Raw genomic sequence first — 24,035 nt, forward strand, 5'->3', positions numbered from 1 at the left:
CATCTGAGGACTGTCACCAATGCGTAACCTTGGCGACCTTTGTCTGCATCCTCCCTCTGAACGATGTGCGCGCACTCAGGGAAAAACCTAGGCTGCTCTCCAACGGAAACCGGCTCGACAACCCTGCAAACCCTATCCTTGATGCTGCTCAAGCACAATGATTGCATGAGCGAATCCCCTGCCCCGCAATGGCGCAAGCCCGGCCGCTTCGAAGCTCTGGGCCCGGCTTTTTTCACCTATCTCCAACCCACGCCCGTGCCAGAGCCGCACTGGATTGCCGCCAGCGTCAGCACGGCCCGCTGGATGGGTCTGAACACCGAGTGGTTGCACAGCGCCGAAGCGCTGCAAATCCTCAGCGGCAATGCCGTCTCCGGCCATGGCAAAGGCCGCAGCAAGCCGCTGGCCACTGTCTATAGCGGTCACCAGTTCGGCGTCTGGGCCGGCCAGCTTGGCGATGGCCGTGCCATCCTGTTGGGCGAGACTGAGCAGGGCTTTGAAGTCCAGCTCAAGGGCGCTGGCCGCACCCCCTATTCACGCATGGGCGACGGCCGGGCCGTTCTGCGCTCGTCGATTCGCGAATTTCTCTGCAGCGAAGCCATGGCAGCCCTGGGCATTCCCACCACGCGAGCGCTGGCGCTGACGGGCTCGCCCCTGCCCGTGGCGCGCGAGACCATGGAAACTGCCGCCGTCGTGACCCGTGTGGCCGAAAGCTTCATCCGCTTCGGCCATTTCGAGCATTTCGCCGCGCGCGACATGCAGACCGAACTTAAAGCCCTGGCCGATCTGGTCATAGACCAGCATTACCCGGAATGCCGCACGGCTGTTGCACTGAACGGCAATCCCTACGCCAATTTTCTGCAGGCCGTGAGCGAGCGCACTGCCCGACTGATGGCCCAGTGGCAAGGCGTGGGCTTTTGCCATGGTGTGATGAATACCGACAATATGAGCATTCTGGGCCTGACCATCGACTACGGCCCCTTCCAGTTTCTCGATGCCTTCGACCCCGGCCATATCTGCAACCACAGCGACAGCCAGGGCCGCTATGCCTTTAACCGCCAGCCCCAGGTGGCCTACTGGAATCTCTACTGCCTGGGCCAGGCCTTGCTGCCGCTGATCGGCGACGAAGAGCTGACGATTGCTGCGCTGGAGTCCTACAAGACCGTCTTCCCCGCCGCCTATGCGCGCCAGATGCTGGCCAAGCTGGGCCTGCCCGAAAACGAGGCCGGCACGCCTGCCACCGAAGGCCGCTTTGCGCAGCTGGTCAACCCGCTGCTGCAGATCCTGGCCGACAGCAAGGTGGACTACACCATCTTTTTCAGCCGCCTGACCGATGCTGTTGCACAAAGGCAGGAAACGAAAATCGACTTTGAGCCACTGCGTGACATCATTCTTGACCGGGCCAGCTTTGATGCCTGGTCACTCACTTATTCAGAGCAGCTGGCGCAAGTGGACAAAGCACAGACCGTCGATTTGATGCAAAAATCCAATCCGCGCTTTGTGCTGCGCAACCATCTGGGCGAAACCGTGATTCGCGCCGCCCAGGCCGGTGACTTCGCCCCGGTGCAGCAGATGCTGGCCGTGTTGCAGACGCCTTATGACTCGCACCCGGACCACGCCGACTGGGCCGGCTTCCCGCCCGACTGGGCTTCCTCGATTGAAATCAGCTGTTCATCATGAGCTTTCCTGTCCAGAAATCCGACCAAGAATGGCAAGCCCTGTTGCAGGACAAGGGCGCCGAAGCGGCGGCCTTCCAGGTCACACGCCACGCAGCCACCGAGCGACCTTTCACCGGCAAATACGAGCAGTTCTGGGCCGATGGCAGCTACCACTGCATCTGCTGCGGCAACAGGCTATTCGACTCCCATACCAAGTTTGACGCCGGCTGCGGCTGGCCCAGCTTCGACCAGGCCCTGCCCGGTGCCATCACCAATATCGTGGACCGCAGCCATGGCATGGTCCGCACCGAGACGGTATGCAGCAACTGCGGGGCCCATCTGGGCCATGTCTTTCCCGACGGTCCCACCGACACCGGCCTGCGCTACTGCATGAACTCGGCCTCGCTGGATTTCCAGAACGAGCCCCCAAAATAAGAGCTGGCAAGGCTTGAACAGCAAGGGCCGCGCGGCTTCGGGCCGGGCTCACTGCGCCGGCCTTGCACATCAGCTTTGATAGCTGAATCCGTCCGACGTACAAGGCTTTGCCTACGGTACGACCTGGGCTTTGGTGCATGATGCGGCTTTGCTCGCAGCGCCGGGAACCTTGTCGGTGCTACGCAGTCTGAATTCCAGAACGACTACCATTTCGCGCATGAAGCTGCTGATTGATTTCTTCCCCATCATCCTGTTTTTCGTGGCCTTCAAGGTCTGGGGCATCTACACCGCCACGGCCGTGGCCATTGCCGCCACCGTGGCGCAGATCGCCTATCTGCGCTTCAAGACCGGCAAGATCGAGCCCATGCAGTGGATGAGCCTCGGCGTCATCGTGCTGTTTGGCGGCGCCACTTTGCTGGCCCATGACGACAACTTCATCAAATGGAAGCCCACGGTGCTTTACTGGCTCATGGGCGGCGCGCTGCTGATCGGTCAGCTGGTGTTCAAAAAGAACCTGCTGCGCTCCGTCATGGGCGCGCAGCTGCAACTGCCCGACGCCATCTGGCTCAAGCTCAACTGGGCCTGGACTGCTTTCTTCGCTGCCATGGGCGGACTCAACATCTGGGTAGCCTATAACTTCGACACCGATACCTGGGTCAACTTCAAGCTGTTTGGTGGCATGGGACTGATGGTGGTGTTTGTGATTGCACAAGCCATCTACATGAGCCGCTACCTGCCCCAGGACGGCGTGCCCAACGCAGCCGAAGCCAAGGACAAGCAGCCATGAGCGTGACCATCAGTGCCCAGGCCATGGACGCCGCCCTGCGCCAGCGTCTGGCCCCGACCCGACTCGAAGTCATCGACGAGAGCTATCAGCATGCCGGTCATGCCGGCGCCAACGACAGCGGTGTGGGCACGCATTTTCGCGTGCGCATCGCCGGCCCTGCCTTTGATGGAAAAACCCGCGTGGCACGCCACCGCCTTGTGTATGATGCACTGCAAGACTTCATTGACCAGGGTGTTCATGCCATCGCCATTGAAGTACTTTGAGAACGCACTGTTCTGACCACAGGCTCCTTGACGGGAGCCTGTTGCGTATGGACTGAACTTCACTCACTTTTCTCAATCACAACTCGAATGAGCATGAAACAAAAGCAACTGGCCCGCATCGTGGCCGCCGCTGTTCTGGGCGCAGCCGCCCTGTCCGCCTCGGCCCAGAATGTGGCCATCGTCAATGGCAAGGCCGTTCCCATGGCCCGCGTCAATGCCTTGAAGACCCAGATCGAAGCCAGCGGCCAGCCCGTTGTGCCCGAGATGGAAAAGATGATCAAGGATGAAGTCATCGCGCGTGAAATCTTCATGCAGGAAGCCAACCGCCGCGGCCTGGCCGGCTCCGAAGCCTACAAGCAGCAGATGGAAATGGCACGCCAGACCGTGCTGATCCGCGCGCTGTTTGACGACTTCCGCAAGAAAAACCCCGTGACCGATGCCGAAGCCAAGGCCGAGTACGACAAATTCGTCGCTGCCAATGGCGGCAAGGAATACAAGGCCAGCCACATCCTGGTGGAGTCCGAAGACCGCGCCAAGGCCATCATTGCCGAGGTGAAGGCCGGCAAGAAGTTTGAAGACATCGCCAAGAAGGAATCCAAGGATCCCGGATCGGGCGCCCGTGGCGGTGATCTGGACTGGGCCAACCCCAACAATTACGTACCCGAGTTCACCGAAGCCCTGATCAAGCTCAAGAAGGGCGAGATGACCGACGCGCCCGTCAAGAGCCAGTTCGGCTGGCACATCATCCGCATGGATGACGAGCGCCAGGCCGAAATGCCCAAGTTCGAAGATGTCAAACCCCAGATCACGCAGCAGTTGCAGCAGCAAAAAGAGCAGCAGTTCCAAGATCATCTGCGCAAAAGCGCAAAAATCCAGTAACATGATCTAACGTCAGTACCCAAAAGTACTGGCCAGACCATCACCCAAGCCCGCGTCAAGCGGGCTTTTTTTGTCTCACTGTGGCGGATATGCTATATATTTAGAAGCATCCCGCCCAGACTTGGCATCATCCGGCTGCGTTTCCCCATGCTTTCGCGGACGGCAATCCAGCGGCTTGCCTGCGATGCCTGAGGCTTTGTCCGCCCCCTCTTTTGCAGCTTGCGTGTTGCCATGCACCTCGGCCGTCAAGGGGCATAGCGGCAATTGCGCGCTTGACCTGGAGATCTGCGGCGCCATGGCCTCCGCCGTGGCAGCAGGTTCTGTGGTCTCATCGCTGCGGGATGGCGCTTTGGCAGCCGGCTTTGCGGAGCGCGCCGCCGCACCCGGGGCCGGAGCAGCCTCTGGCCGCAGCACAGGGGCTGATGCAGCTATAGATGCTTCCATATCCATAGCTTCTGGTGTTTTCCCTGCCTGGATTCGAGTCTTTTTTTCCGTGGATTTCTGCGCCAGCGCCGCCGCGCCCGGAGCCGATTCCACCATGGCGGCGCGATCCGCACCCTCAACTGCCGGAGCCGGCTGCGATTCAGCTGGCTGGGCCACTGCTTCGGCCCTGGAATCTCGCTCGCTCTCCTTGTCCGGCCCACTCCACCAGGCGGCGTGCTGCAGCATCAGCCAGCCCACCAGCCCGACAGCCGCCAGTCCGCCCAGCGCATGACGCAGCCAGAAGCGGTCATTGGCGGCAGGCTTGTCCATAGGCTCCGTGGGCTCCTGCCCCACAGCTGCCGCGCGCTGGCGTGCGCGCTTGAGGATGGCTGCGCTGCTTTGCGCACTGGGGCCACGATCCTCTGCCACGGCCTCGTGGTAGAGCTCGCGCAGCGCATCGAGCTTGTCGTCGCCAGACGGGTTTTCGGGGTGCATATTCATGCCAGTTCCTCCAGCGCGGCGCGTAGTTTGGCACGCGCATAGCGCAAGCGGCTTTTGGCCGTTTCCTCGGCAACGCCGGTGGCCTGGGCAATTTCGGCCAGCGTCAGATCAGCCTCGACCTGCAGCAGAAAACACTCGCGCTGCTCGGCCGGGAGCCGGGCCAGCGCTGCCAGGATGGCCTGGGCCATGAGTTGACGATCGAGATGCTGCTCGGGCTCGAAGCCCGAGGCCGCAAACAGGCTTTCGGCCAGCCGCATGGACTCTTGCGTGTCTGCCGACAGGCTGATGCCCGGCCGCTGCCTGCGCCAGTGATCGACCAGGCGGTTGTGCGCCATGGTGAACAGCCAGGTCGTGAACCTGCTGCGCACCTCATAGCGGCAGGCGCAGTCCACCACGGTAAGCCAGAGGTCTTGCGCCAGATCGTCGGCCAGCGCCGCATCGCCCGTGTTGCGATAGAAATAGCGCCATATGCGCAGGCTGTGCCGGGCATAAAGCGTCTCGAACGCCGTGGCCTGCCCTGCGGCATAGCTGCGCATCAGGGCTTCATCGGCGAGTTGGGCTTGGGCAAGCGGCGGTGCAAGCATGCCCGCGATTATGCAAACTCCGACGACAGCGCAATCAACTCAGTTGCGGGGTGGATCCGGCACAAAGCCGTTGTCCCCGGGAAAAGGATTGGGCGCGCGCGGCTGGGACGGCCGTGGACGGGGCTCGCGAATCACGCCTCTGGCGACCAGGTTGGCATAGCTGTCGTAGCGGATGCGCACCATCTGCCGGGGCTGGTCTGTATCGGCCTCGAAGTCCACCTGGGTGACTTGCGAGCGCTCCACCGCGCCATGGCCCGTGCCTAGCGAGGGGGTCGGCGAGGCCTGTGGCGCACGGCGCTCGGCGCTGCGGCTCTTGCTGGCGGCCTGAGGCACGGCGACATCCGCCGCTGCAGATTCAGCCGCCGAGGCACTGGCCTGCGCTTGCGGCTCATGGAGCGGCCCCTGGTAGGCAGCAGGCTCGGGCAGCTTTTCGCGGTACAGCGCAACTCCGATCACGCCCACATCCTGCGGCCTGCCGGTTCTGGCGGCATAGGACATATCGCTTTCGGAGAAATAGAACGCAGCCACATTGTCATTGCTCTTGCGCCAGCCCCGCACGTCGTAGCTGTCACCCGCATCCAGCACATAGCCGCCTTCGGCGCGGGAGCTCGCCGTGCGGCCGTTGATGGCATTGACCCCGTCGACGCTGATGACGCCCATGATGCGGCGGCTCTCGAAGTTGCGGATGCGCACCGCGTAATTGGCACCGGGGCGGCCCACCACCCACAGCTCGCCCTCGTGGCTGTACTGGGGCAGTACCCGGCCCGTGGCGCGTTCGACGATGCTGATCTGGGCCAGCTTTGGGTTGCCGCGCATCCAGGCCGAAGCCGGCGTGGCGGCCACCATCGCGGCAGCGCAGAGCAGCGAAGCGCGCAGCAAACGGCCGCGCGACAGCAAGAAACCAGGAACCGGGGGTTCGATAGGGACAGACAACATGGACAAGGCCTCCTCAAGATGCAGCCACAGCGGCTGAAACAAACTTGTCGGAGGCTGAAACGCAGCAGCAGACGCAACGGGGTCAAGACAGGCACTCTGATTTGCAAGCATTTGCAACACAGCTTTGCGCTGCAGTTCTGCCCCGCCGCAGCATGTCTGGCACAATCGCGCTCGCTGCAGCCCAAGGCAGGCAGCAATGCTGGGGGTGTCCTGACCATGACCGGTCAGGGCTGAGAGAGTCCCTTTGAACCTGATTGCGCAAGCGGTGTCTTGACCACCGCTTGCCCGAGATCATCCTCGCGCAGGGAAGCTGTCCAAGGTGTCAGACCGCGACTGGCCATGTCTTTGCTGGCTCGCCGCGCAAACCATGCGGCCCCTGCTTCGTTTTTCTGGCGGAGCATTCATGAATTCATCTTCTTCCACATCGGCCAATCGGGCCCTGGCCCCGGTGACGGCTAAGGAGCGCGTCTTTGCCTGGCGCGACCATGCCTCGCTGTGGTTCAGTCTGGGCGTTGGCCTGCTGGTCATGCAGATGGGCGCCTATCTGCTGCCTGCGCTCAGCCCGCTGCATGCGCTGATTGCGATAGCCATCGGCTCCCTGATCGGCGCCGGCCTGCTGGGCTGGGTGGGCAAGCTGGGCTGCGACAGCGGCCTGTCCAGCGCCGGGCTGATGCACAGTGTCTACGGCCGCCGCTTCGCACGACTGCCTATCGTGCTCAACATCATCCAGCTGCTGGGCTGGGGCAGTTTCGAGCTGGTGGTGATGCGTGACGCGACCGTGGCGCTGGGCAAACAAAGCGGCATCATGGGCGCTGCCTATTGGCCCTGGCTGGCCACGCTGCTCTGGGGTGGGGTGATCCTGCTGCTGATGAGCGGCTCCATGACCACCCTGGTGCGCCGCATCATTTCGCGCGTGGCCTTGCCGCTGGTGATTGCCTCGCTGCTGTGGCTGAGCTGGCAATTCCTCAAAATGGCCAGCGCCACCGGCCTGGGCAACTTGATGGCCCGTGAAGGTGCAGGCGGCATGAGCATGCTCGGCGCCGTCGATCTGGTGATCGCCATGCCCATCAGTTGGTTGCCGCTGGTGGCCGACTATGCGCGCCACGGCAAAAGCGGCAAGTCCGCGCTGACGGGTGCCTGGACCGGCTTTGCCCTGGCCAATATCTGGTGCTACTCCCTGGGCGTGCTGGTGGCCCTGACCCTGCCCAGCGAAGACCTGGTCACGGCCCTGCTGCTGGCCCAGGGCGGGCTGATTGCGCTGTCGCTGATTCTGATCGACGAGGTGGACAATGCCTATGGCGATGCCTACTCGGGCGCCATGTCGGCCCACAGCCTGCAACCGCGCTGGAGCATTCGCCGTTGGGGCCTGCTGATCGCGGCCCTGTGCACGGCGCTGGCCATGGTACTGCCCATGCACAGTCTGGAGCCGTTTTTGCTGTTGCTCAGCTCCTGCTTTGTGCCGCTGTTCGGCGTAATGCTGGGTCGCCTGGCATTTGGCACCGATGCCGTACAACTGATGCAAAAAGCGCCCGCCGTGCGCTGGGATGCCGTGACCATCTGGGTGCTGGGGATTGCCTTCTATCACCTGCTGCCCTATGTCAGCACGGCCCTGGGCTCGGCCCTGCCCACGCTGGCGCTGACCTTTGTGGTGGCAGTCGCCACACGCCAGCTGCAGCCGCGCTCCATTGCTGCCTGACTGAAACTCAAAAGCAATAGCATCACACGCGCGGTAGAAAGGCTCTGCAGCCATCTCCTCTGTTCTTACTTGGCGCCCGCCGCCTGCAGCATATGAACCACGGCCTTCTGCCCGCGCTGGCGTGCATGGGCCAGGGCCGTCACCCCATCCTTGTCGGGCAGATTCAGATCCGCCTTCGCGTCGATCAAGGCCTGGATGATGGCCTGATGGCGCGGCCCGCCGTCGCTGAGCACCACGGCTTCCATCAGGCAGGTCCAGCCCAGCCGGTTGACATGGTTCACATTCACGCCGGCGGCGATCAGCGCCTGGGCTGTTTCCAGATGGCCGCGCTCGCAGGCCGGAATCAGGGCCGTGCCGCCATAGCGGTTGGTGCTCTTGAGATCGGCGCCATAGGAAATCGTCATGCGCACAATCTCCAGCCGGCCCTGCGCGCCGGCCAGCAGATAGGCGCTGTCCTGCATCTGGTTCTGGATATTGGGGCTGGCACCGTGCATCAGCAGCGATCGCGCCACTTCGATATGGTTGGCCGCCGTGGCCAGCAGCAACGGGGTATTGCCCCGGGCGTCCTGCACGTCGACAGGCGCGTTGCCGGCCAGCAGATTGCGCACCGCCACGACATCGCCCTGCGCGGCAGCGGCCAGCAATTGCTGGCCCGGCATCTGCGGGTCCCCGGCTTTTGGCGCCGCAGCGGCGGCAGGTGTTACAGCCGGAGCATTCGCCGACGCCCTGCTCTGGCAGGCCGTGAGCAGGGTCGCGGCGGCCAGAGCCGTCATCACAAGCGTCAATCGGGTGGTCAACGAGGCGCTCCCATGGGCGCGAACTGGCTGGTTCATGGCATTCCTTTATGACTGTCGGGTGTTCAGCCCCTGTCAGCTTTCTACAGGAACTATAGCTAGCCACGCAAGTCCGATGAGGGTTACAGCCTGTTTTTAATCGTTCGAAGGAGAATCTGCCCCGTGCCTTGCAACCGCTGGATCCGCACCGCCGCCACTTCAAGCCTGATCGCGCTGGGTGCGCTCACCGCCGGCCTGCTGCCGGCCCTCGCACAAGCCCAGGAATTTGTCAGCATCAAGGGCACGACCGTGAATGTGCGCGAGCAGCCCAACACCCGCTCCGCAACCCTCTGGGAACTGAGCAAGGGCTATCCGCTGCAAGTCACCCAGCGCAAGGGCCAGTGGCTGCGCGTCAAGGACTATGAGTCCACGCTGGGCTGGGTCCACGCCCCGCTGACCAGCAAGAGCCCGCATATGGTGGTGACGGCGCGCACGGCCAATCTGCGCTCCGGCCCCGGCCAGAAGCACAAGCGCGTGGGCAAGCTGGAGCAGCATGAGGTGCTGCAGACTCTGAAAAAGCAAGGCAGCTGGGCCCAGGTCCAGCGCAGCAACGGCCAGAGCGGCTGGGTGGCCAAGAATCTGGTCTGTGGCTGGTAAGCCCTGCAACACGAACACCCAAAGCAAAGGCCTGCAGCAGCAGGCCTTTTCTGCAGGTACCGGCAATCAGCCTTCGACGATCATCTGCGCGCGCGGCGCATAGCCGTGATTGAGGGGGCCGTGACCCTGGCCGGTATAGACCTCGGCGCCCGCCTCGATGGCGCCCAGAATATAGCTGCGCGCCTCGGTCACCGCGGCCTCCAGCGCCAGCCCCTGGGCCAGGAAAGAGGCAATCGCCGACGACAGCGTGCAGCCCGTGCCATGCCCGTTATGGGTGACGATGCGCTGCGACTGCAGACGCAGATAGTCGCCGGCCTGCCGGCCTTGTCGGCCCAGCACATCCATGACCAGATCGCCGCTCAGATGCCCGCCCTTGAGCAATACGGCCGGCGCCCCCATGGCCAGCAGATCGGCCACGGCTGCATCCAGCGCCGCAATGCCGTCGATACTGCGACCCAGCAGCAAAGCTGCTTCATCCAGATTGGGTGTAATCACCGTCGCCAGCGGGAACAGCTCCTGGACCAGCGCCTGTGCCGTCTCGGGAACGATCAGGCGATCGCCGCTGGTGGCCACCATCACGGGGTCCAGCACCACGTTCCTGATCCCGTGGCGACGGATCGCATCCGCCACCACGCTCACCACATCGGGGGTTGCCAGCATGCCGATCTTGACGGCATCGACGCCTATGTCCTGCACAACGGCATCGATCTGGCCGCGCACGGTATCGAGCGGAATGCCGTGAATACCCGTCACGCCCAGCGTGTTCTGCACGGTGATGGCCGTGATCGCCGTCATGCCGTAGCAACCCAGTGCCGCACAGGTCTTGAGGTCGGCCTGGATGCCGGCGCCACCGCCGCTGTCCGAGCCGGCGATGGAGAGCACACGTGCATAGCGCTTTTTTGCGGCGCCGGAGATGGAGGAAGAAGCAATCACTGTCATGGCAAAAATTATCGCCCATGCGCATGGTCAATGCGTGCTGTTTGCGGTTGTGCTGTAATGTCCAACGGACGAAACAGGGGTGTCCCGCAGGCAAGCAGCCTGTGCGGACTGAGAAACACCCTGGGGCTGCGCCAGCCACGGGCTGCGCACCAGAGCACCATTCGTGCCCTGTGCCCCCTGCACCCGATCCAGGTCATGCTGGCGTGGGGAGTTTCACAAGCCGCAAGGCATGCCGCGTTTTGTCCTGCACATGGCCCTGTTCCTGTGTCCGGATGGAAAACGATTTGCACATGTCATTGCTACAAGCTTCTTCAAAGATCGCAATTCTCGGCGGCGGCCTCATGGGCCGCCTGCTGGCTCTGGCCCTGGCCCAGCGCGGTCACGCCATCGACCTCTATGACGCCCATGGCCCGCAAGGCGATGGTGCTGCAGCGCGCGTGGCAGCCGCCATGCTGGCGCCGCTGGCCGAGTCGGCCATTACCGAGCCCGGCGTGGTGCGCATGGGCCAGCATGGGCTCAAGCGCTGGCCCGAGCTGATAGCTCAGCTCGAGCAGCATGTGTTTCTGCAGCAAAACGGCACGCTGATTCTCTGGCACCGCCAGGATCAGGGCGATGCGGCACGCTTTTTCGGTCTGCTGGAGAAAAACCGGCGCATCAACCCCAGCCTGCCGGCCATGCAGGAGAAGACCGGCGCGGCGCTGCAGGACTGCGAGCCCGCGCTGCAGGGACGCTTCAACCAGGCCGTCTATCTGCCCGGCGAAGGCCAGCTCGACAACCGCCAGCTGCTGACGGCGCTGGTCGACAAGCTCAGCGCCCTGGGCGTGCAGCTGCACTGGGACAGCCCGCGTGAGGTCGGCGACTTCCGCCCCGGCGAGGCCGGCCAGCCCGACTTCGTGTTCGACTGCCGGGGCCTGGGTGCCCGCAGCCAATGGAAGCAGCTGCGCGGCATTCGCGGCGAGGTGGTGCGCATCCATGCGCCCGAAGTCACGCTGCAGCGCCCCACACGCCTGATCCATCCACGCTACCCCATCTATATCGCGCCCAAGGAAGACCATCTGTTCGTGATTGGCGCGACCGAGATCGAATCCGACGATATGTCGCCGGCCAGCGTGCGCTCCACGCTGGAGCTGCTGAGCGCGGCCTATACCGTGCACTCGGGCTTTGCCGAAGGCCGGATTGTGGAGATCGCCACCCAGTGCCGCCCCACCCTGCCCGATAATCTGCCCGCCGTGCGCCTGCTGACGCCGCGCGTCATGGAAGTCAACGGCCTCTACCGCCACGGCTTCATGATCTCGCCCGCCATGCTCGACGTGGTGCTGGAGCTGGTGGACCGCAACGACTCGCCGCTGGCGCGCGAGTTCGATGTCGCCGTGCATCGCGGCTGAGCCGCGAGCCCGAACTTTGGCGCACAGCACTTGCACCTCCTGCGCACGCAAGCGCCGCCGTGCAGAGGTTTAACTTAGCACCCGCTTTATTTTCTGTTTCATGCCATGAAGATCACCCTCAACCAGCAAGCCACCGAGCTGCAAGCCCATGCCACCGTGGCCGATGCGCTGGCGCAGATGCAGGCCAAGCCCCCGTTTGCCGTGGCGGTCAACATGGTGTTTGTGCCCAAGACGCAGTACGCCGACCATGCGCTCAACGAGGGCGACAGGATGGAAGTCATCTCTCCAGTGACAGGCGGCTAGGAATGACCTCCCTGAGTCGCTTCGCGCCTTCCCCCAGGGGACGACACCCTCGCGGCGAGGCGGCTCTTGCTCGGTGTCACTGACTGGGCACATGCCTGTTTGAGGCTCACTGGGCTTCACACGCATTGCGGTACAAAGACAAGAGATATAGATAAATCATGAATACAAAAACCACCGACGACACCCTGGTTCTCTACGGCCAACGTTTTGAAAGCCGCTTGCTGCTGGGCACCTCGCGCTATCCCTCGCCCGCCATTCTCGAAGCGGCTGTGGAGCGTTCCAGGCCCGCCATGGTCACGGCCTCGCTGCGCCGCCAGGGCAGCAATGCGGCCGAGACCGGCGCCAGCTTCTGGGAACTGCTGCGCAAGCTCAACGTGCCCGTGCTGCCCAACACGGCAGGCTGCATGACCATCCAGGAAGCCGTGACCACGGCCCAGATGGCGCGTGAAGTCTTCGACACACCCTGGATCAAGCTGGAGCTGATCGGCGACGACTACACGCTGCAGCCCGACACGCTCAACCTGGTGGAGGCTGCCTCCATCCTCATCAAGGACGGTTTCCAGGTCCTGCCCTACACCACCTACGACCTGGTGCTGTGCCAAAAACTGGTCGACGTGGGTTGCCAGGCCGTCATGCCCTGGGCTGCGCCCATAGGCACCGGCCGCGGCCCCATCAACCCCTATGCCATGCAGATGCTGCGCGAGCGCCTGAAGGTGCCGCTGATCGTCGATGCAGGCCTGGGCCGTCCCTCCCACGCCTGCACCGTGATGGAATGGGGCTATGACGCCGTGCTGCTGAACACCGCCGTGGCCTTGTCCGAAGACCCCGTAGCCATGGCCGGCGCGTTCTCCGATGCCGTCAATGCCGGTCACGCCGCCTGGCGCGCTGGCGCCATGGCGGAGCAGAACGCCGCCCAGCCCAGCACGCCCGTGCTGGGCACCCCTTTCTGGCATCAGGAATAAAGGCCGGCCCATGGACTCCGCAGAAATCAAGGCCCTGGCGCAAGCCATCATCCACCAGCACAGTGCCAATTTTGGCGCCCGGTTGCACCACGATGCCAACTCGGTCGAGCTGACGCCCCAGCCCGTGCCGCCCGCGCTGCGCCAGGAGCCCGCCTATCTGGCCGCGCTGGAAGCCTGCAGCCAGCTGGGCTTTATCGCCGTGGATGCACAAACACTGGCCCAGGCCTGGCAGTGCCAGAGCGAACGCACCAACCAGTTCGATGTCACCCACTGGCCCGACGACCCACGCGACTTCGGTCTCGGCAAGGCCGACCCGGCACTGGCTTTTGCCCATTGCCCGAGCGAACTGGGCCTGTATGGCGTGCTGCCCACGGCCGAATGGGTGGGCCGCATGGCCCGCGCGGGCGTGCCCACGGTGCAGCTGCGCTTCAAATCCGGCGACCAGGCCGCCGTGGCCCGTGAAGTCAAGGCTGCTGTCGAAGCCGTCAAGGGCACGAATGCACGCCTGTTCATCAACGACCACTGGCAGGCCGCGCTGGACGCAGGCGCCTACGGCATCCATGTGGGCCAGGAAGATCTGGACGTGATCGGCCAGCGCGATCTGCAGACCATCCGCAGCTCGGGCACACGCTTGGGCGTCTCCACCCATGGCTACGCCGAGATGGTGCGCGCCCATGCGGTCCAGCCCAGCTATATCGCCCTGGGCGCCGTATTCCCAACCACGCTCAAGAAGATGGCGACTGCCCCGCAAGGTCTGGCGCGTCTGGCGGCCTATGTGCGACTGATGCAGCAATACCCGCTGGTGGCGATTGGCGGCATTTCCGAGGACCTGTTCCCCGCCGTGCGCGCCACGGGCGTGGGCTCGGTAGCCGTGGTGCGCGCTCTGGTCAACGCCCCCGATCCGGAAGCTGCCGCCCAGCATCTGCTGCAGCGCATGCAGGCCGCAGCCTGAGCGCATCTACCTCCGACTCAATAGCTGCCAGCGCTTGATATAGGTGCCGGCAGCTTTTTTACTGCATGCTCAACGACTGCAGCAGTGCCGTACATGCCTGGTGCACGAAACTCCGGAAATGACAAGATTGAATGCCCGCAGCCAGCGGGCATTTTTGCTGGCAGCCGCTGTGCAGACCGCATATCTGCTGGGTTTTCTTGATCGGCACAAGCCCTGTTCGCGGTAAAAGCGGACGCACAGGTGACAACCCTGAGTCCACCAGCTGCGGCACAGCCGGTCCCACACGCGACAATGGGGCGGTTACCAGTCACGCATAAGACAGAACATGGACGAGCCAATTCTTAGTATGGAAGAACGTGAGGCGATCAACTCTGGTCGCTGGTTTTCATCCCTTTCGCCCTCTTTGCGGCACGACATTCTTCGATGCGCTTACGTCAAACGATACAAAGATGGCATGCTCATCTGCGCTCGCGGCGAACCGCCCGAGGAGTGGATTGCCTGTGCACGTGGAGCGGTGCGGGTCAGCTCCACCTCCATCACGGGCAAGCAGATCACGCTGACCTATGTGGAGCCGGGCATCTGGTTCGGGGATGTCGCGATTCTGGATGGCGACAAGCGCACGCACGACGCCTATGCACATGGCGAGACCACGTTGCTGTGCGTATCCAAGGCGGACTTCAAGCGCATTCTGGCAGAGCATGTGGAGTTTTCCGAAGCGATCTTGCGCCTCAATGCACGCCGAGTGCGCCAGCTCTACGGCCTGGTGGAAGACCTCAACACCTTGCCGCTGCGCGCGCGCCTGGCCAAGCAGCTGTTGCACCTGACGCGCAGCTATGGCGTGATGAGCCTGTCGGACAGCAACGAGATCCGCATCGGCCTGCATCTGGCACAGGAAGAGTTGGCGCAGTTGCTGGGCGCCTCGCGCCAGCGCGTGAACCAGGAGCTCAAGTCCATGGAGCGCGAGGAAGTGATTCGCATCGAGCCGGGCGGCCTCATCGTGCGCGACCGGGTGACGCTGCTGCGTATTGCAGACACCGACCACTGATTCACCCCCTGAGCGGCTTTGCCGCTTCCCCCTCTCTCGCTTCGCTGCGCTTGCGGGAGGGGGACGATGCCATCGCTGCGAGGCGGCTCTTGCTCGGCATCTCTGGCGGGGATCGCGCCAGTTTTCACCTTCGTTTCTCTCTTGCCGCGTTCTGCGGCAACTCCCCCCTTTCACGCATTCGCTCGCTGCACTTTTGTGCGGCGTGGCGGGCTGCGCCTTGCCCATCACAAATCGAACAAAGGACTGAGACAGCATGAGCACTTATGAGCATTTCGTCGGCACCCGCGCGGTTTCCGATCAGCATGCGTTTGATACCAATGCCATGACCGACTGGATGAGCCGTCATGTCCAGGGCTTTGAAGGTCCGCTGCAGGTGGAGATGTTCAAGGGCGGCCAGTCCAACCCCACCTACAAGCTGATCACGCCCGGCAAAAGCTACGTGATGCGCGCCAAGCCCGGTCCCGTGGCCAAGCTGCTGCCTTCGGCCCATGCGATCGAGCGCGAATACCGCGTCATGAAGGGCCTGGCCGGCACCGATGTGCCCGTGCCGCATATGTATGCGCTGTGCGAGGATGAATCCGTCATCGGCCGCGCCTTCTACATCATGGAGTTCATGGAGGGTCGCGTGCTCTGGGACCAGTCCCTGCCCGGCATGACGCCTGCGCAACGCGCCGAGATCTACGACGAGATGAATCGAGTGATCGCAGCCCTGCACAGCGTAAAGTTTGCCGAGCGTGGCCTGGCCGACTACGGCAAGAGCGGCAATTACTTCGAGCGCCAGATCGGTCGCTGGAGCAAGCAGTATGTGGCCTCCGTGACCCAGCCCATCCCCGAGATGGACAAACTGATGGAGTGGCTGCCCGCCCATATGCCGGCCAGCGCGCGCGACGAGGGCCGCGTCTCCATCGTGCATGGCGACTACCGCCTGGACAACCTGATGTTCCACCCCACCGAGCCGCGCGTGATCGCCGTGCTGGACTGGGAGCTGTCCACGCTGGGTCATCCGCTGGCCGACTTCAGCTACCACTGCATGAGCTGGCATATACCGGCCGAGCTGGGCCGCGGCATCGCGGGGCTGGACATCGCGGGCCTGGGCATCCCTGCCGAGCACGATTACATCCAGCGCTACTGCCAGCGCACCGGCATTGCCGATGTGGCCACGCTGCAGCGCGACTGGAACTTCTACCTGGCCTACAACATGTTCCGCATCGCGGCCATCCTGCAAGGCATTGCCAAGCGCGTCGAGGCCGGCACGGCCTCCAGCGCCCAGGCCAAGGCCTCGGGCGACACCGCCCGCCCCATGGCGGAGCTGGCCTGGTCCTTTGCTCAGCGCGCCTGACTTTTTATCCACCACCACGCAACTTGACCGTCCCACAATAAAAGGAGCACTCATGGACTTCGACTACTCGCCCAAAACCAAGGACTTGCAGCAACGCCTGCTCAAGTTCATGGACGAACACATCTACCCGGCGGAAAAGGAATATGCCGAGGAGATGCAGGCCAACACGGCCGCCGGCAAGCGCTGGACGCCGCTGCAAACCATTGAAAAGCTTAAGCCCAAGGCCCAGGCCGCGGGCCTGTGGAATCTGTTTCTGCCCGTGGACAGCGCCGAAGCCTCGGGCTACCACGGCGCGGGCCTGACCAACCAGGAATACGCACCGCTGGCCGAAATCATGGGCCGCGTGCCATGGGCTTCCGAAGTCTTCAACTGCTCCGCGCCGGACACCGGCAATATGGAGACCATTGCCCGCTACGGCAGTGCCGAGCTCAAGGAGCGCTGGCTCAAGCCCTTGCTGGAAGGCAAGATCCGCTCGGCCTTCGCCATGACCGAGCCCGAAGTCGCCTCCTCCGACGCCACCAATATCTGCACGCGCATCGAGCGCCAGGGCGACGAATACGTGATCAACGGCCACAAGTGGTGGATCTCGGGTGCCGGCGATCCTCGCTGCCAGGTCTTCATCACCATGGGCAAGACCGACCCCGAAGCGGCCAAACATTCGCAGCAGAGCATGATCATCATCCCGGCCGATGCCAAGGGCATCCGCATCGAGCGTCCGCTGAACGTGATGGGCTATGACGATGCGCCCCACGGCCACATGGAGATGTATTTCGAGAACGTGCGCGTTCCCGTCGGCAATATTCTGCTGGGCGAAGGGCGCGGCTTCGAGATCGCCCAGGGCCGCCTGGGCCCGGGCCGCATTCACCACTGCATGCGACTGATCGGCCTGGCCGAGCGCGCGCTGGAACTGATGTGCAAGCGCGCCAGCAGCCGCGTGGCCTTCGGCAAGAGCGTGGCCCAGCAGACCGTGACGCAGGAGCGCATTGCCGAAGCCCGCTGCAAGATCGACATGGCGCGCCTGCTCACGCTCAAGGCCGCCTGGCTGATGGACGTGGCCGGCAACAAGGTGGCCAGGACCGAGATCGCCATGATCAAGGTCGTCGCCCCCAGCATGGCCTGCCAGGTCATAGACTGGGCCATGCAGGTCCACGGTGGAGGCGGCATGTGCGACGACTTCCCGCTGGCCTATGCCTATGCCGCAGCACGCACGCTGCGCTTTGCCGACGGCCCCGACGAGGTGCACCGCAACGCGATCGCCAAATGGGAGCTGGGCAAATACGGCAGCTACGGCAAGAACGCCGAAGTGCCCATCACACGCGGCGGCTGATGCGAGGCGGCAGGAGCGGATCACGCCGCTCCTGCTCCCTGGAAACAAAAACACCCCGTCAGCCACGGCTGCGGGGTGTTTTTGTTTCGAAGGCAGGCTTGTTACTCGCTATCAACAAAGAAGCTTATACCGCCTTATATCAAATGATTTCAGATGCAAAACATATTGAAATTCAATGAATACATACGATAAAAGCTCCTTAATCAATAGCAACATAGCTAACAGCACCAGGCCCGGCACCGCACGCCCGTACCGTGCTTAGAAGCTCTCCCACTCGCCATCGTCTGCCGTTGCTGCCTTTTGCGGCTGGGGCGCTGCTGCGCTTTTCGCGGGGCTCAGGACCGGCGGCTTGCTCCCCGCCGACATCGCCGGGCGCTTGAGCGCAGCCGACGGGGCCTTGAGCGGGGCCGCAGCCTTGATCGCAGCCCTGGCAGGCGCGGACTTGAGCGCCGCAGGCGCCAGGGCTGGCGTGGCTTGCAGACCGGACTGGGCGCCGAGCTTGAAGAAGCTCACCGTCTCGGCCAGCGCGGCGGCCTGGCTGCGCAGCGCGTCGGTCGCGGCTGCGGCCTCCTCCACCAGGGCAGCGTTCTGCTGGGTCATCTGGTCCATCTGCGTCACAGCCTGGGTGACCTGCTCGATGCCCGAAGTCTGCTGGTGGCTGGCCACCGAGATCTCGCCCATGATGTCGGTGACACGGCGCACGCTCATCACGATCTCGTCCATGGTCCTGCCGGCCTCGTCGACCTGGGTGCTGCCTTCCTGCACCTTGCTCACGGAGTCGTCGATCAGCTGCTTGATCTGCTTGGCCGCCTCGGCCGAGCGCTGGGCCAGGGTGCGCACTTCGGAGGCCACCACGGCAAAGCCACGGCCCTGGTCGCCCGCACGGGCCGCTTCCACCGCCGCGTTCAGCGCCAGGATATTGGTCTGGAAGGCGATGGAGTCGATCACGCCGATGATGTCCACGATCTTGCGCGAGGAATCGTTGATGGCCGACATGGTCTGCACCACCTGGGCCACGGTGGCACCACCGCGTACGGCCACCTGGGACGCTGCAGACGCCATCTGATTGGCCTGCTGGGCATTGCCGGCGTTCTGCTGCACGGTGGCGGTCAGCTCTTCCATCGAGGCCGCCGTCTGCTCCAGCGAGCTGGCCTGCTCTTCGGTGCGCGAAGACAGATCCTGGTTGCCACTGGCAATCTGGCTGCTGGCCGAGGCAATCGAGTCCGTGCCCTGGCGCACCTGACCCACGATGCGCTGCAGGCTGGTGTTCATGTCCTTGAGCGCCTGCAGCAGCTGGCCCACCTCATCCTGGCTTTGCACGGTGATGCTGGCGCTCAGATCGCCCGCAGCCACGGACTGGGCCAGTTGAACGGCCGACTGCAAAGGACGCGAGATGGAGCGTGCGATCAGCACCGCCAGCGCCACGCCGATGACGATGGAGCCCAGCAGCAGCGCCATCACCCACCAGCGGGCAGCGGCATACAGGTCATCGCCGGCCTGATTGGTTTCCTCGGTCGCCTGATGGTTGATCTCGCTGAGAGCATCCAGACGTGTATTGATGCCGCGGCTGATCTTGAGCGACTCGCCGCGCAAGATTTCGCTGGCCTCATCGTTGAGCAGCTGATGCGACAGATCCACCACCTTGGCCGTCTGCACGGCATAGGCCTTGAGCTCCTCGCCGATTTCGGCCAGCAGGGCTCGCTCCTTGTCGGTTCTCACGTACTTGGCATACGACTGCTGGTTCTGGACCAGCTCGTCCCAGAGCTTGGGCATGCTCTTGTCATAGACCGCCATTTCCTCGGACGACTGCGCCATCACATGCTGCATGGTCTGCGAGCGATAGCGCTGAAGCTGATAACGCATGTCCTGCAGGTTGCGGGCCGCCGGCAGCCACTGGCGCGCCAGATCGGTGGCCGTGGCATTGACACGCTCCATCTGGACCAGGCCATACAGACCCGATACCGCACTGATCAGCAGGATCAGCACAAAAGACACCAGCAGCTTGTTGGCCAGCTTGAGGTTGCGAAAGAAGTTCATGGGGGAATTGGGCGCCTGGGCGACCTGCAAGGTCTGGCACCTGCGAGATGGGGAATGGGGAAAACTGCCTGAAAGCGCGTACACACTGCGCGCGCCTGCGAATTCTATTCAGAATTTGTTACTTCGAGTAACAGCATCCATGAATAAAACCGATGGTGGCATCAGGGGCATAGCTGGGTTCAAAAAGACACCCCGATGAAGCACTCAAAAACCCTGTCGAAGGCCATTGCATCCTTACAGCCGTCCGGCATGAGAAAATCAGCCCTTATTTATCAGCAAGAACAACGGATTCACCATGGAAGCAGAACGCGTCAACTCTATCGGCAACACCCTCCAAGATCTGGCCGAGCGCACGGCAGATCTCCGGAGGTATCTTTGACTACGATGCCAAGTACGAACGTCTGCGCACGGTAAACGCCTCGCTGGAAGACCCTGCTGTCTGGAACGACCCCAAGAAGGCACAGGAGCTGGGCAAGGAAAAGAAGTCGCTCGACTCCGTCGTGCTGACCCTGGAGAAGCTCACCACCGAACTGGCCGACAATTCCGAGCTGTTCGAGATGAGCAAGGAAGAAGGCGATGATGCCGGCCTTGAAACCATCGAAGCCGAAACCGCCAAGCTCAAGCCGCTGATCGAGGAGCTCGAGTTCCGCCGCATGTTCGGCGGCGAAGCCGATCCGCTCAACTGCTTCATCGACATCCAGGCCGGCGCCGGCGGCACCGAAGCCTGCGACTGGGCCAGCATGCTGCTGCGCCAGTACCTGAAGTACGCCGAACGCAAGGGCTTCAAGGCCACGGTCGAAGAAGAGACTCCGGGCGACGTAGCCGGCATCAAGAGTGCCACCATCAAGGTCGAAGGCGAGTATGCCTACGGCCTGCTGCGTACCGAAACCGGCGTGCACCGCCTGGTGCGCAAGTCGCCCTTCGACAGCTCGGGTGGCCGTCACACCAGCTTTTCATCGCTGTTCGTCTACCCCGAGATTGATGACTCCATCGAGATCAACATCAATCCGTCGGATGTGCGCACCGACACCTACCGCGCCTCGGGCGCCGGCGGTCAGCACATCAACAAGACCGACTCTGCCGTGCGCCTGACCCACATTCCCACGGGCATCGTGGTGCAGTGCCAGGACGGCCGCTCGCAGCACAGCAACCGTGACGTGGCATGGCAGCGCCTGCGCTCCAGGCTGTACGACTTCGAGATGCGCAAGCGCATGGAAGAGCAGCAAAAGCTCGAGGACACCAAGACCGATGTGGGCTGGGGTCACCAGATCCGCTCCTATGTGCTGGACAACAGCCGCATCAAGGACTTGCGCACCAACGTCGAAGTCTCGGCCACCCAGAAGGTGCTGGACGGCGACCTGGATGTGTTTATCGAAGCCTCGCTCAAGCAAGGCCTCTGATCCTAGAAAGGAATCGATATGCTGCAACTGCGTGACGGGCAAGCCCCGGCCACCGCGATTTACCGTGCCGACTACGAGGCCCCGGCCTGGTGGATCGACACGGTGGACCTGACTTTTGACCTGGACCCGGCCAAGACGCGCGTGCTCAGCAAGATGCGCGTGCGCCGCAACCCCGAGGTGCCGGCACAGGCGCTGCGCCTGGACGGCGACGAGCTGAATCTGGCGCGGGTGATGGTCAACGGCGGCGGTACCTCCTTCAAGATGGATGGCGACCAGCTGGTGCTGGAGAACCTGCCCGAGGGCAACGAGCCCGTGGAGCTGGAGATCTTCACCACCTGTGCCCCCATCAAGAACACCAAGCTCATGGGCTTGTATGTGAGCGAGGACACGTTCTTCACGCAGTGCGAGGCAGAAGGTTTCCGCCGCATCACCTACTTCCTGGACCGCCCCGACGTGATGGCCATGTACACCGTCACGCTGCGCGCCAGCAAGGCCCAGTACCCGGTGCTGCTGTCCAACGGCAATCTGGTGGAGTCCAGCGACCTGGAGGATGGCCGCCACTTTGCCAAGTGGGTCGATCCGCATAAAAAGCCCAGCTATCTGTTTGCGCTGGTGGCCGGCAATCTGGTGGCACGCGAGCAGAAGATCAAGAGCCGTGCCGGCCGCGATCACCTGCTGCAGGTCTATGTGCGCCCCGGCGACCTCGAAAAGACCGAGCACGCCATGAACTCCCTCATGCACTCCGTGGCATGGGACGAGGCGCGCTTTGGCCTGAGCCTGGATCTGGACCGCTTCATGATCGTCGCCACCAGCGACTTCAACATGGGCGCCATGGAGAACAAGGGCCTGAACATCTTCAACACCAAGTATGTTCTGGCCAGCCAGGCCACGGCCACCGACACCGATTACGCCAATATCGAATCCGTCGTCGGACACGAATACTTCCATAACTGGACGGGTGACCGCGTCACCTGCCGCGACTGGTTCCAGCTGAGTCTCAAGGAGGGCCTGACGGTCTTCCGCGATCAGGAGTTCAGCATGGACATGGCGGGCACGACCTCGGCCCGCGCCGTCAAGCGCATCGACGATGTACGCGTGCTGCGCACCGTGCAGTTCCCCGAAGATGCCGGCCCCATGGCCCACCCCGTGCGCCCCGACAGCTATATCGAGATCAACAACTTCTACACGGTCACGATCTACGAAAAAGGCGCGGAAGTCGTACGCATGCAGCACAACCTGGTCGGCCGCGAAGGCTTTGCCAAGGGCATGAAGCTGTACTTCGAGCGCCATGACGGCCAGGCCGTGACCTGTGATGACTTCTCGCAAGCCATTGCCGACGCCAACCCGGACTCTGCTCTGGCCCAGCATCTGCAGCAATTTCGCCGCTGGTACAGCCAGGCCGGCACGCCTGTGCTCAAGGCCGTGGGCCAGTACGATGCCGACGCCCGGACCTATACGCTGACGCTGTCGCAAAGCTGCGCGCCCACCGTGGGTCAGGCCGAGAAACTGCCGTTCGTCATTCCCGTGCAAATGGGTTTGCTCACGGCCAGCGGCCAGCCCATCGCCCTGCAACTGCCAGGCGAAGATGCAGCCCAGGCTGTCGCCAGCCGCATGCTGGTGCTGACCGAAGCCGAACAGCGCTTTGTCTTCAGCAATGTGAGCGAAGCCCCCGTGCCCTCGCTGCTGCGCAGCTTCAGCGCCCCCGTGGTGCTGGAGCATGAATTCAGCGATGCCGATCTGCTGACCCTGCTGGCCCATGACAGCGACCCGTTCAATCAATGGGAAGCCAGCCAGCGCCTGGGACTGCGTTATGCCCTCAAGGCCATCGCGGCCAGCGGCGACGCCAGTACCGAAATCCTGCCTGAAGCCTTTATCGAAGCCATGCGCCGCGTGCTGCGCGACGACAAGCTGGACGCGGCGTTCAAGGACCTGGTGCTCACGCTGCCGTCCGAGAGCTATATCGCCGAGCAACTGGCCGAAGTCGATCCCCAGCGCGTGCATGCCGTGCGCGAAGCCATGATCTTGCAGCTCGCGACCGCACTGCAGCCCGAGTGGGAAGCCGCCTGGGAAGCCAATCGCGACACCGGCGCCTATCGCCCCGACCATGTCAGCGCCGGCCGCCGTGCGCTGGCGGGCCGCGCCCTGTCCATGCTGTGCCTGCAGGCGGCCCGCACCGGCGACACGGTCTGGCCCGGCAAGGCCTACCAACGCTGTAAGGATGCCGGCAATATGACGGACCGCATGGCGGCTCTCTCCGCCCTGGTCTACAGTGCCAGCCCCCTGGCCGAGCAGGCGCTGCAGCGCTTTCACGCGCTGTTCAAGCAGGATGCGCTGGTCCTGGACAAATGGTTTGCGCTGCAGGGTACAGCCAGCGACCGCGGCGGCGATGTGCTTCCGGCAGTCAAGGCGCTGATGAAGCATGCCGACTTCCAGATCAAGAACCCCAACCGCGCACGCAGCCTGATCTTCAGCTACTGCAACAATGCCGGCGCCTTCCACCGCGCCGATGCGGCGGGCTATGTGTTCTGGGCCGATCGCGTGATCGAGATCGACGGCATCAACCCCCAGGTGGCCTCCCGCCTGGCCCGGGTGATGGACCGTTGGAAGAAACTGGCCGAGCCTTACCGCTCTGCGGCCCGCGAAGCCATCGCCCGTGTGGCTGCCAAGCCCGATCTGTCCAACGATGTGCGCGAGGTCATCACCCGCGCCCTGGCGGACTGATGGGTCTGAACATGCTTGCTCGACACGCGGCTCGGG

The 24,035-nt window shown here is 63.4% G+C and carries 22 protein-coding genes; 16 read left to right on the top strand and 6 right to left on the bottom strand.

Annotated features, from left to right (window positions below; all coding sequences use genetic code 11):
- Window positions 1-141: 141 nt before the first annotated feature.
- The 5 genes from ACWGXF_RS15835 to ACWGXF_RS15855 all read left to right on the top strand — a co-directional run bounded on the left by ACWGXF_RS15835 (window position 142) and on the right by ACWGXF_RS15855 (window position 4,019).
- Window positions 142-1,677, top strand: a complete 1,536-nt coding sequence (locus ACWGXF_RS15835) for a protein adenylyltransferase SelO (RefSeq protein ID WP_370466636.1) — start codon at window positions 142-144, stop codon at window positions 1,675-1,677.
- Complete coding sequence (gene msrB, locus ACWGXF_RS15840; RefSeq protein WP_256630861.1) at window positions 1,674-2,090, top strand: peptide-methionine (R)-S-oxide reductase MsrB; 417 nt, start codon at window positions 1,674-1,676, stop codon at window positions 2,088-2,090. Before ACWGXF_RS15835 ends, msrB begins: the two co-directional genes overlap by 4 nt.
- 217 nt (window positions 2,091-2,307) lie before the next feature.
- On the top strand, window positions 2,308-2,877 hold the full coding sequence (locus ACWGXF_RS15845) for a septation protein A (protein ID WP_003061281.1): 570 nt from the start codon (window positions 2,308-2,310) through the stop codon (window positions 2,875-2,877).
- On the top strand, window positions 2,874-3,140 hold the full coding sequence (locus ACWGXF_RS15850; protein WP_003061279.1) for a BolA family protein: 267 nt from the start codon (window positions 2,874-2,876) through the stop codon (window positions 3,138-3,140). The genes ACWGXF_RS15845 and ACWGXF_RS15850 overlap by 4 nt, the downstream gene beginning before the upstream one ends.
- A gap of 93 nt (window positions 3,141-3,233) precedes the next feature.
- A complete protein-coding gene (locus ACWGXF_RS15855) occupies window positions 3,234-4,019 on the top strand; it encodes a peptidylprolyl isomerase (protein ID WP_452102103.1) in 786 nt (261 codons plus the stop codon).
- 75 nt (window positions 4,020-4,094) lie between these two features.
- On the opposite strand, the gene ACWGXF_RS15860 is transcribed toward ACWGXF_RS15855, so the two are convergent.
- Genes ACWGXF_RS15860 through ACWGXF_RS15870 form a run of 3 tightly spaced genes read right to left on the bottom strand, consistent with a single transcriptional unit; the run spans window position 4,095 to window position 6,463 of the window.
- Window positions 4,095-4,943 carry a hypothetical protein gene (locus ACWGXF_RS15860; RefSeq protein ID WP_256630862.1) on the bottom strand — a complete coding sequence of 283 codons (849 nt, stop codon included), beginning with the start codon at window positions 4,941-4,943 and terminating at the stop codon, window positions 4,095-4,097.
- A complete protein-coding gene (locus tag ACWGXF_RS15865; RefSeq protein ID WP_003061273.1) occupies window positions 4,940-5,527 on the bottom strand; it encodes a sigma-70 family RNA polymerase sigma factor in 588 nt (195 codons plus the stop codon). The genes ACWGXF_RS15860 and ACWGXF_RS15865 overlap by 4 nt, the downstream gene beginning before the upstream one ends.
- Window positions 5,528-5,566: 39 nt before the next feature.
- Window positions 5,567-6,463: a hypothetical protein gene (locus ACWGXF_RS15870; RefSeq protein ID WP_256630863.1), complete on the bottom strand. Its 897-nt coding sequence runs from the start codon at window positions 6,461-6,463 to the stop codon at window positions 5,567-5,569.
- A 403-nt stretch (window positions 6,464-6,866) separates the two neighbouring features.
- Between ACWGXF_RS15870 and ACWGXF_RS15875 the strand changes: the two genes are divergently transcribed.
- Entirely contained in the window at window positions 6,867-8,159 is a 1,293-nt protein-coding gene (locus ACWGXF_RS15875) for a purine-cytosine permease family protein (protein ID WP_256630864.1), read from the top strand.
- A gap of 65 nt (window positions 8,160-8,224) precedes the next feature.
- On the opposite strand, the gene ACWGXF_RS15880 is transcribed toward ACWGXF_RS15875, so the two are convergent.
- Complete coding sequence (locus ACWGXF_RS15880) at window positions 8,225-8,992, bottom strand: ankyrin repeat domain-containing protein (RefSeq protein ID WP_256630865.1); 768 nt, start codon at window positions 8,990-8,992, stop codon at window positions 8,225-8,227.
- 123 nt (window positions 8,993-9,115) lie between these two features.
- On the opposite strand from ACWGXF_RS15880, the gene ACWGXF_RS15885 reads away from it, so the two are divergent.
- Window positions 9,116-9,589 (top strand): SH3 domain-containing protein, encoded by a 474-nt coding sequence (locus ACWGXF_RS15885; RefSeq protein WP_452102097.1) that lies wholly within the window; start codon window positions 9,116-9,118, stop codon window positions 9,587-9,589.
- Window positions 9,590-9,655: 66 nt separating this feature from the next.
- Here ACWGXF_RS15885 and thiD read toward each other — a convergent pair whose 3' ends face one another.
- Window positions 9,656-10,528 (bottom strand): bifunctional hydroxymethylpyrimidine kinase/phosphomethylpyrimidine kinase, encoded by an 873-nt coding sequence (gene thiD, locus ACWGXF_RS15890; RefSeq protein WP_012838932.1) that lies wholly within the window; start codon window positions 10,526-10,528, stop codon window positions 9,656-9,658.
- 290 nt (window positions 10,529-10,818) lie between these two features.
- On the opposite strand from thiD, the gene ACWGXF_RS15895 reads away from it, so the two are divergent.
- The 7 genes from ACWGXF_RS15895 to ACWGXF_RS15925 all read left to right on the top strand — a co-directional run bounded on the left by ACWGXF_RS15895 (window position 10,819) and on the right by ACWGXF_RS15925 (window position 17,841).
- On the top strand, window positions 10,819-11,913 hold the full coding sequence (locus ACWGXF_RS15895; protein WP_012838933.1) for an FAD-dependent oxidoreductase: 1,095 nt from the start codon (window positions 10,819-10,821) through the stop codon (window positions 11,911-11,913).
- A 105-nt stretch (window positions 11,914-12,018) separates the two neighbouring features.
- Window positions 12,019-12,216, top strand: coding sequence for a sulfur carrier protein ThiS (thiS, locus tag ACWGXF_RS15900; protein ID WP_452102098.1), 198 nt, complete (start codon window positions 12,019-12,021; stop codon window positions 12,214-12,216).
- Between the two features lie 158 nt (window positions 12,217-12,374).
- Window positions 12,375-13,178, top strand: a complete 804-nt coding sequence (locus ACWGXF_RS15905; protein WP_003061258.1) for a thiazole synthase — start codon at window positions 12,375-12,377, stop codon at window positions 13,176-13,178.
- 10 nt (window positions 13,179-13,188) lie between these two features.
- On the top strand, window positions 13,189-14,130 hold the full coding sequence (gene thiE / locus ACWGXF_RS15910; RefSeq protein ID WP_012838934.1) for a thiamine phosphate synthase: 942 nt from the start codon (window positions 13,189-13,191) through the stop codon (window positions 14,128-14,130).
- 325 nt (window positions 14,131-14,455) lie between these two features.
- Window positions 14,456-15,175, top strand: a complete 720-nt coding sequence (locus ACWGXF_RS15915) for a Crp/Fnr family transcriptional regulator (protein ID WP_034349335.1) — start codon at window positions 14,456-14,458, stop codon at window positions 15,173-15,175.
- Window positions 15,176-15,428: 253 nt separating this feature from the next.
- Window positions 15,429-16,514: a phosphotransferase gene (locus ACWGXF_RS15920; RefSeq protein ID WP_057092614.1), complete on the top strand. Its 1,086-nt coding sequence runs from the start codon at window positions 15,429-15,431 to the stop codon at window positions 16,512-16,514.
- Between the two features lie 52 nt (window positions 16,515-16,566).
- Window positions 16,567-17,841 (top strand): acyl-CoA dehydrogenase family protein, encoded by a 1,275-nt coding sequence (locus ACWGXF_RS15925; protein ID WP_034358531.1) that lies wholly within the window; start codon window positions 16,567-16,569, stop codon window positions 17,839-17,841.
- 258 nt (window positions 17,842-18,099) lie between these two features.
- Here the strand turns inward: ACWGXF_RS15925 and ACWGXF_RS15930 are convergent, their stop codons facing one another.
- Entirely contained in the window at window positions 18,100-19,878 is a 1,779-nt protein-coding gene (locus tag ACWGXF_RS15930) for a methyl-accepting chemotaxis protein (protein ID WP_256630867.1), read from the bottom strand.
- A 295-nt stretch (window positions 19,879-20,173) separates the two neighbouring features.
- On the opposite strand from ACWGXF_RS15930, the gene prfB reads away from it, so the two are divergent.
- Together prfB and pepN are read left to right on the top strand one after the other, a co-directional pair.
- Window positions 20,174-21,278, top strand: a protein-coding gene (gene prfB, locus ACWGXF_RS15935; RefSeq protein ID WP_100086375.1) for a peptide chain release factor 2 whose coding sequence is annotated in 2 segments (ribosomal slippage) — window positions 20,174-20,254 and window positions 20,256-21,278 — 1,104 coding nt in all. Because the reading frame shifts where the segments join, the coding sequence is not laid out codon by codon here.
- Between the two features lie 18 nt (window positions 21,279-21,296).
- Window positions 21,297-23,999, top strand: a complete 2,703-nt coding sequence (gene pepN / locus ACWGXF_RS15940) for an aminopeptidase N (protein WP_452102099.1) — start codon at window positions 21,297-21,299, stop codon at window positions 23,997-23,999.
- The last annotated feature ends 36 nt before the right edge of the window (window positions 24,000-24,035 follow it).

The organism is Comamonas sp. HJ-2 (assembly GCF_053615495.1).

Coding starts and splice junctions, on each gene's coding strand:
- ACWGXF_RS15835 (WP_370466636.1), top strand. CDS start 142: ATGCTGCTCAAGCACAATGATTGCATGAGCGAATCCCCTGCCCCGCAA.
- msrB (WP_256630861.1), top strand. CDS start 1,674: ATGAGCTTTCCTGTCCAGAAATCCGACCAAGAATGGCAAGCCCTGTTG.
- ACWGXF_RS15845 (WP_003061281.1), top strand. CDS start 2,308: ATGAAGCTGCTGATTGATTTCTTCCCCATCATCCTGTTTTTCGTGGCC.
- ACWGXF_RS15850 (WP_003061279.1), top strand. CDS start 2,874: ATGAGCGTGACCATCAGTGCCCAGGCCATGGACGCCGCCCTGCGCCAG.
- ACWGXF_RS15855 (WP_452102103.1), top strand. CDS start 3,234: ATGAAACAAAAGCAACTGGCCCGCATCGTGGCCGCCGCTGTTCTGGGC.
- ACWGXF_RS15860 (WP_256630862.1), bottom strand. CDS start 4,943: ATGAATATGCACCCCGAAAACCCGTCTGGCGACGACAAGCTCGATGCG.
- ACWGXF_RS15865 (WP_003061273.1), bottom strand. CDS start 5,527: ATGCTTGCACCGCCGCTTGCCCAAGCCCAACTCGCCGATGAAGCCCTG.
- ACWGXF_RS15870 (WP_256630863.1), bottom strand. CDS start 6,463: ATGTTGTCTGTCCCTATCGAACCCCCGGTTCCTGGTTTCTTGCTGTCG.
- ACWGXF_RS15875 (WP_256630864.1), top strand. CDS start 6,867: ATGAATTCATCTTCTTCCACATCGGCCAATCGGGCCCTGGCCCCGGTG.
- ACWGXF_RS15880 (WP_256630865.1), bottom strand. CDS start 8,992: ATGAACCAGCCAGTTCGCGCCCATGGGAGCGCCTCGTTGACCACCCGA.
- thiD (WP_012838932.1), bottom strand. CDS start 10,528: ATGACAGTGATTGCTTCTTCCTCCATCTCCGGCGCCGCAAAAAAGCGC.
- ACWGXF_RS15895 (WP_012838933.1), top strand. CDS start 10,819: ATGTCATTGCTACAAGCTTCTTCAAAGATCGCAATTCTCGGCGGCGGC.
- thiS (WP_452102098.1), top strand. CDS start 12,019: ATGAAGATCACCCTCAACCAGCAAGCCACCGAGCTGCAAGCCCATGCC.
- ACWGXF_RS15905 (WP_003061258.1), top strand. CDS start 12,375: ATGAATACAAAAACCACCGACGACACCCTGGTTCTCTACGGCCAACGT.
- thiE (WP_012838934.1), top strand. CDS start 13,189: ATGGACTCCGCAGAAATCAAGGCCCTGGCGCAAGCCATCATCCACCAG.
- ACWGXF_RS15915 (WP_034349335.1), top strand. CDS start 14,456: ATGGACGAGCCAATTCTTAGTATGGAAGAACGTGAGGCGATCAACTCT.
- ACWGXF_RS15920 (WP_057092614.1), top strand. CDS start 15,429: ATGAGCACTTATGAGCATTTCGTCGGCACCCGCGCGGTTTCCGATCAG.
- ACWGXF_RS15925 (WP_034358531.1), top strand. CDS start 16,567: ATGGACTTCGACTACTCGCCCAAAACCAAGGACTTGCAGCAACGCCTG.
- ACWGXF_RS15930 (WP_256630867.1), bottom strand. CDS start 19,878: ATGAACTTCTTTCGCAACCTCAAGCTGGCCAACAAGCTGCTGGTGTCT.
- pepN (WP_452102099.1), top strand. CDS start 21,297: ATGCTGCAACTGCGTGACGGGCAAGCCCCGGCCACCGCGATTTACCGT.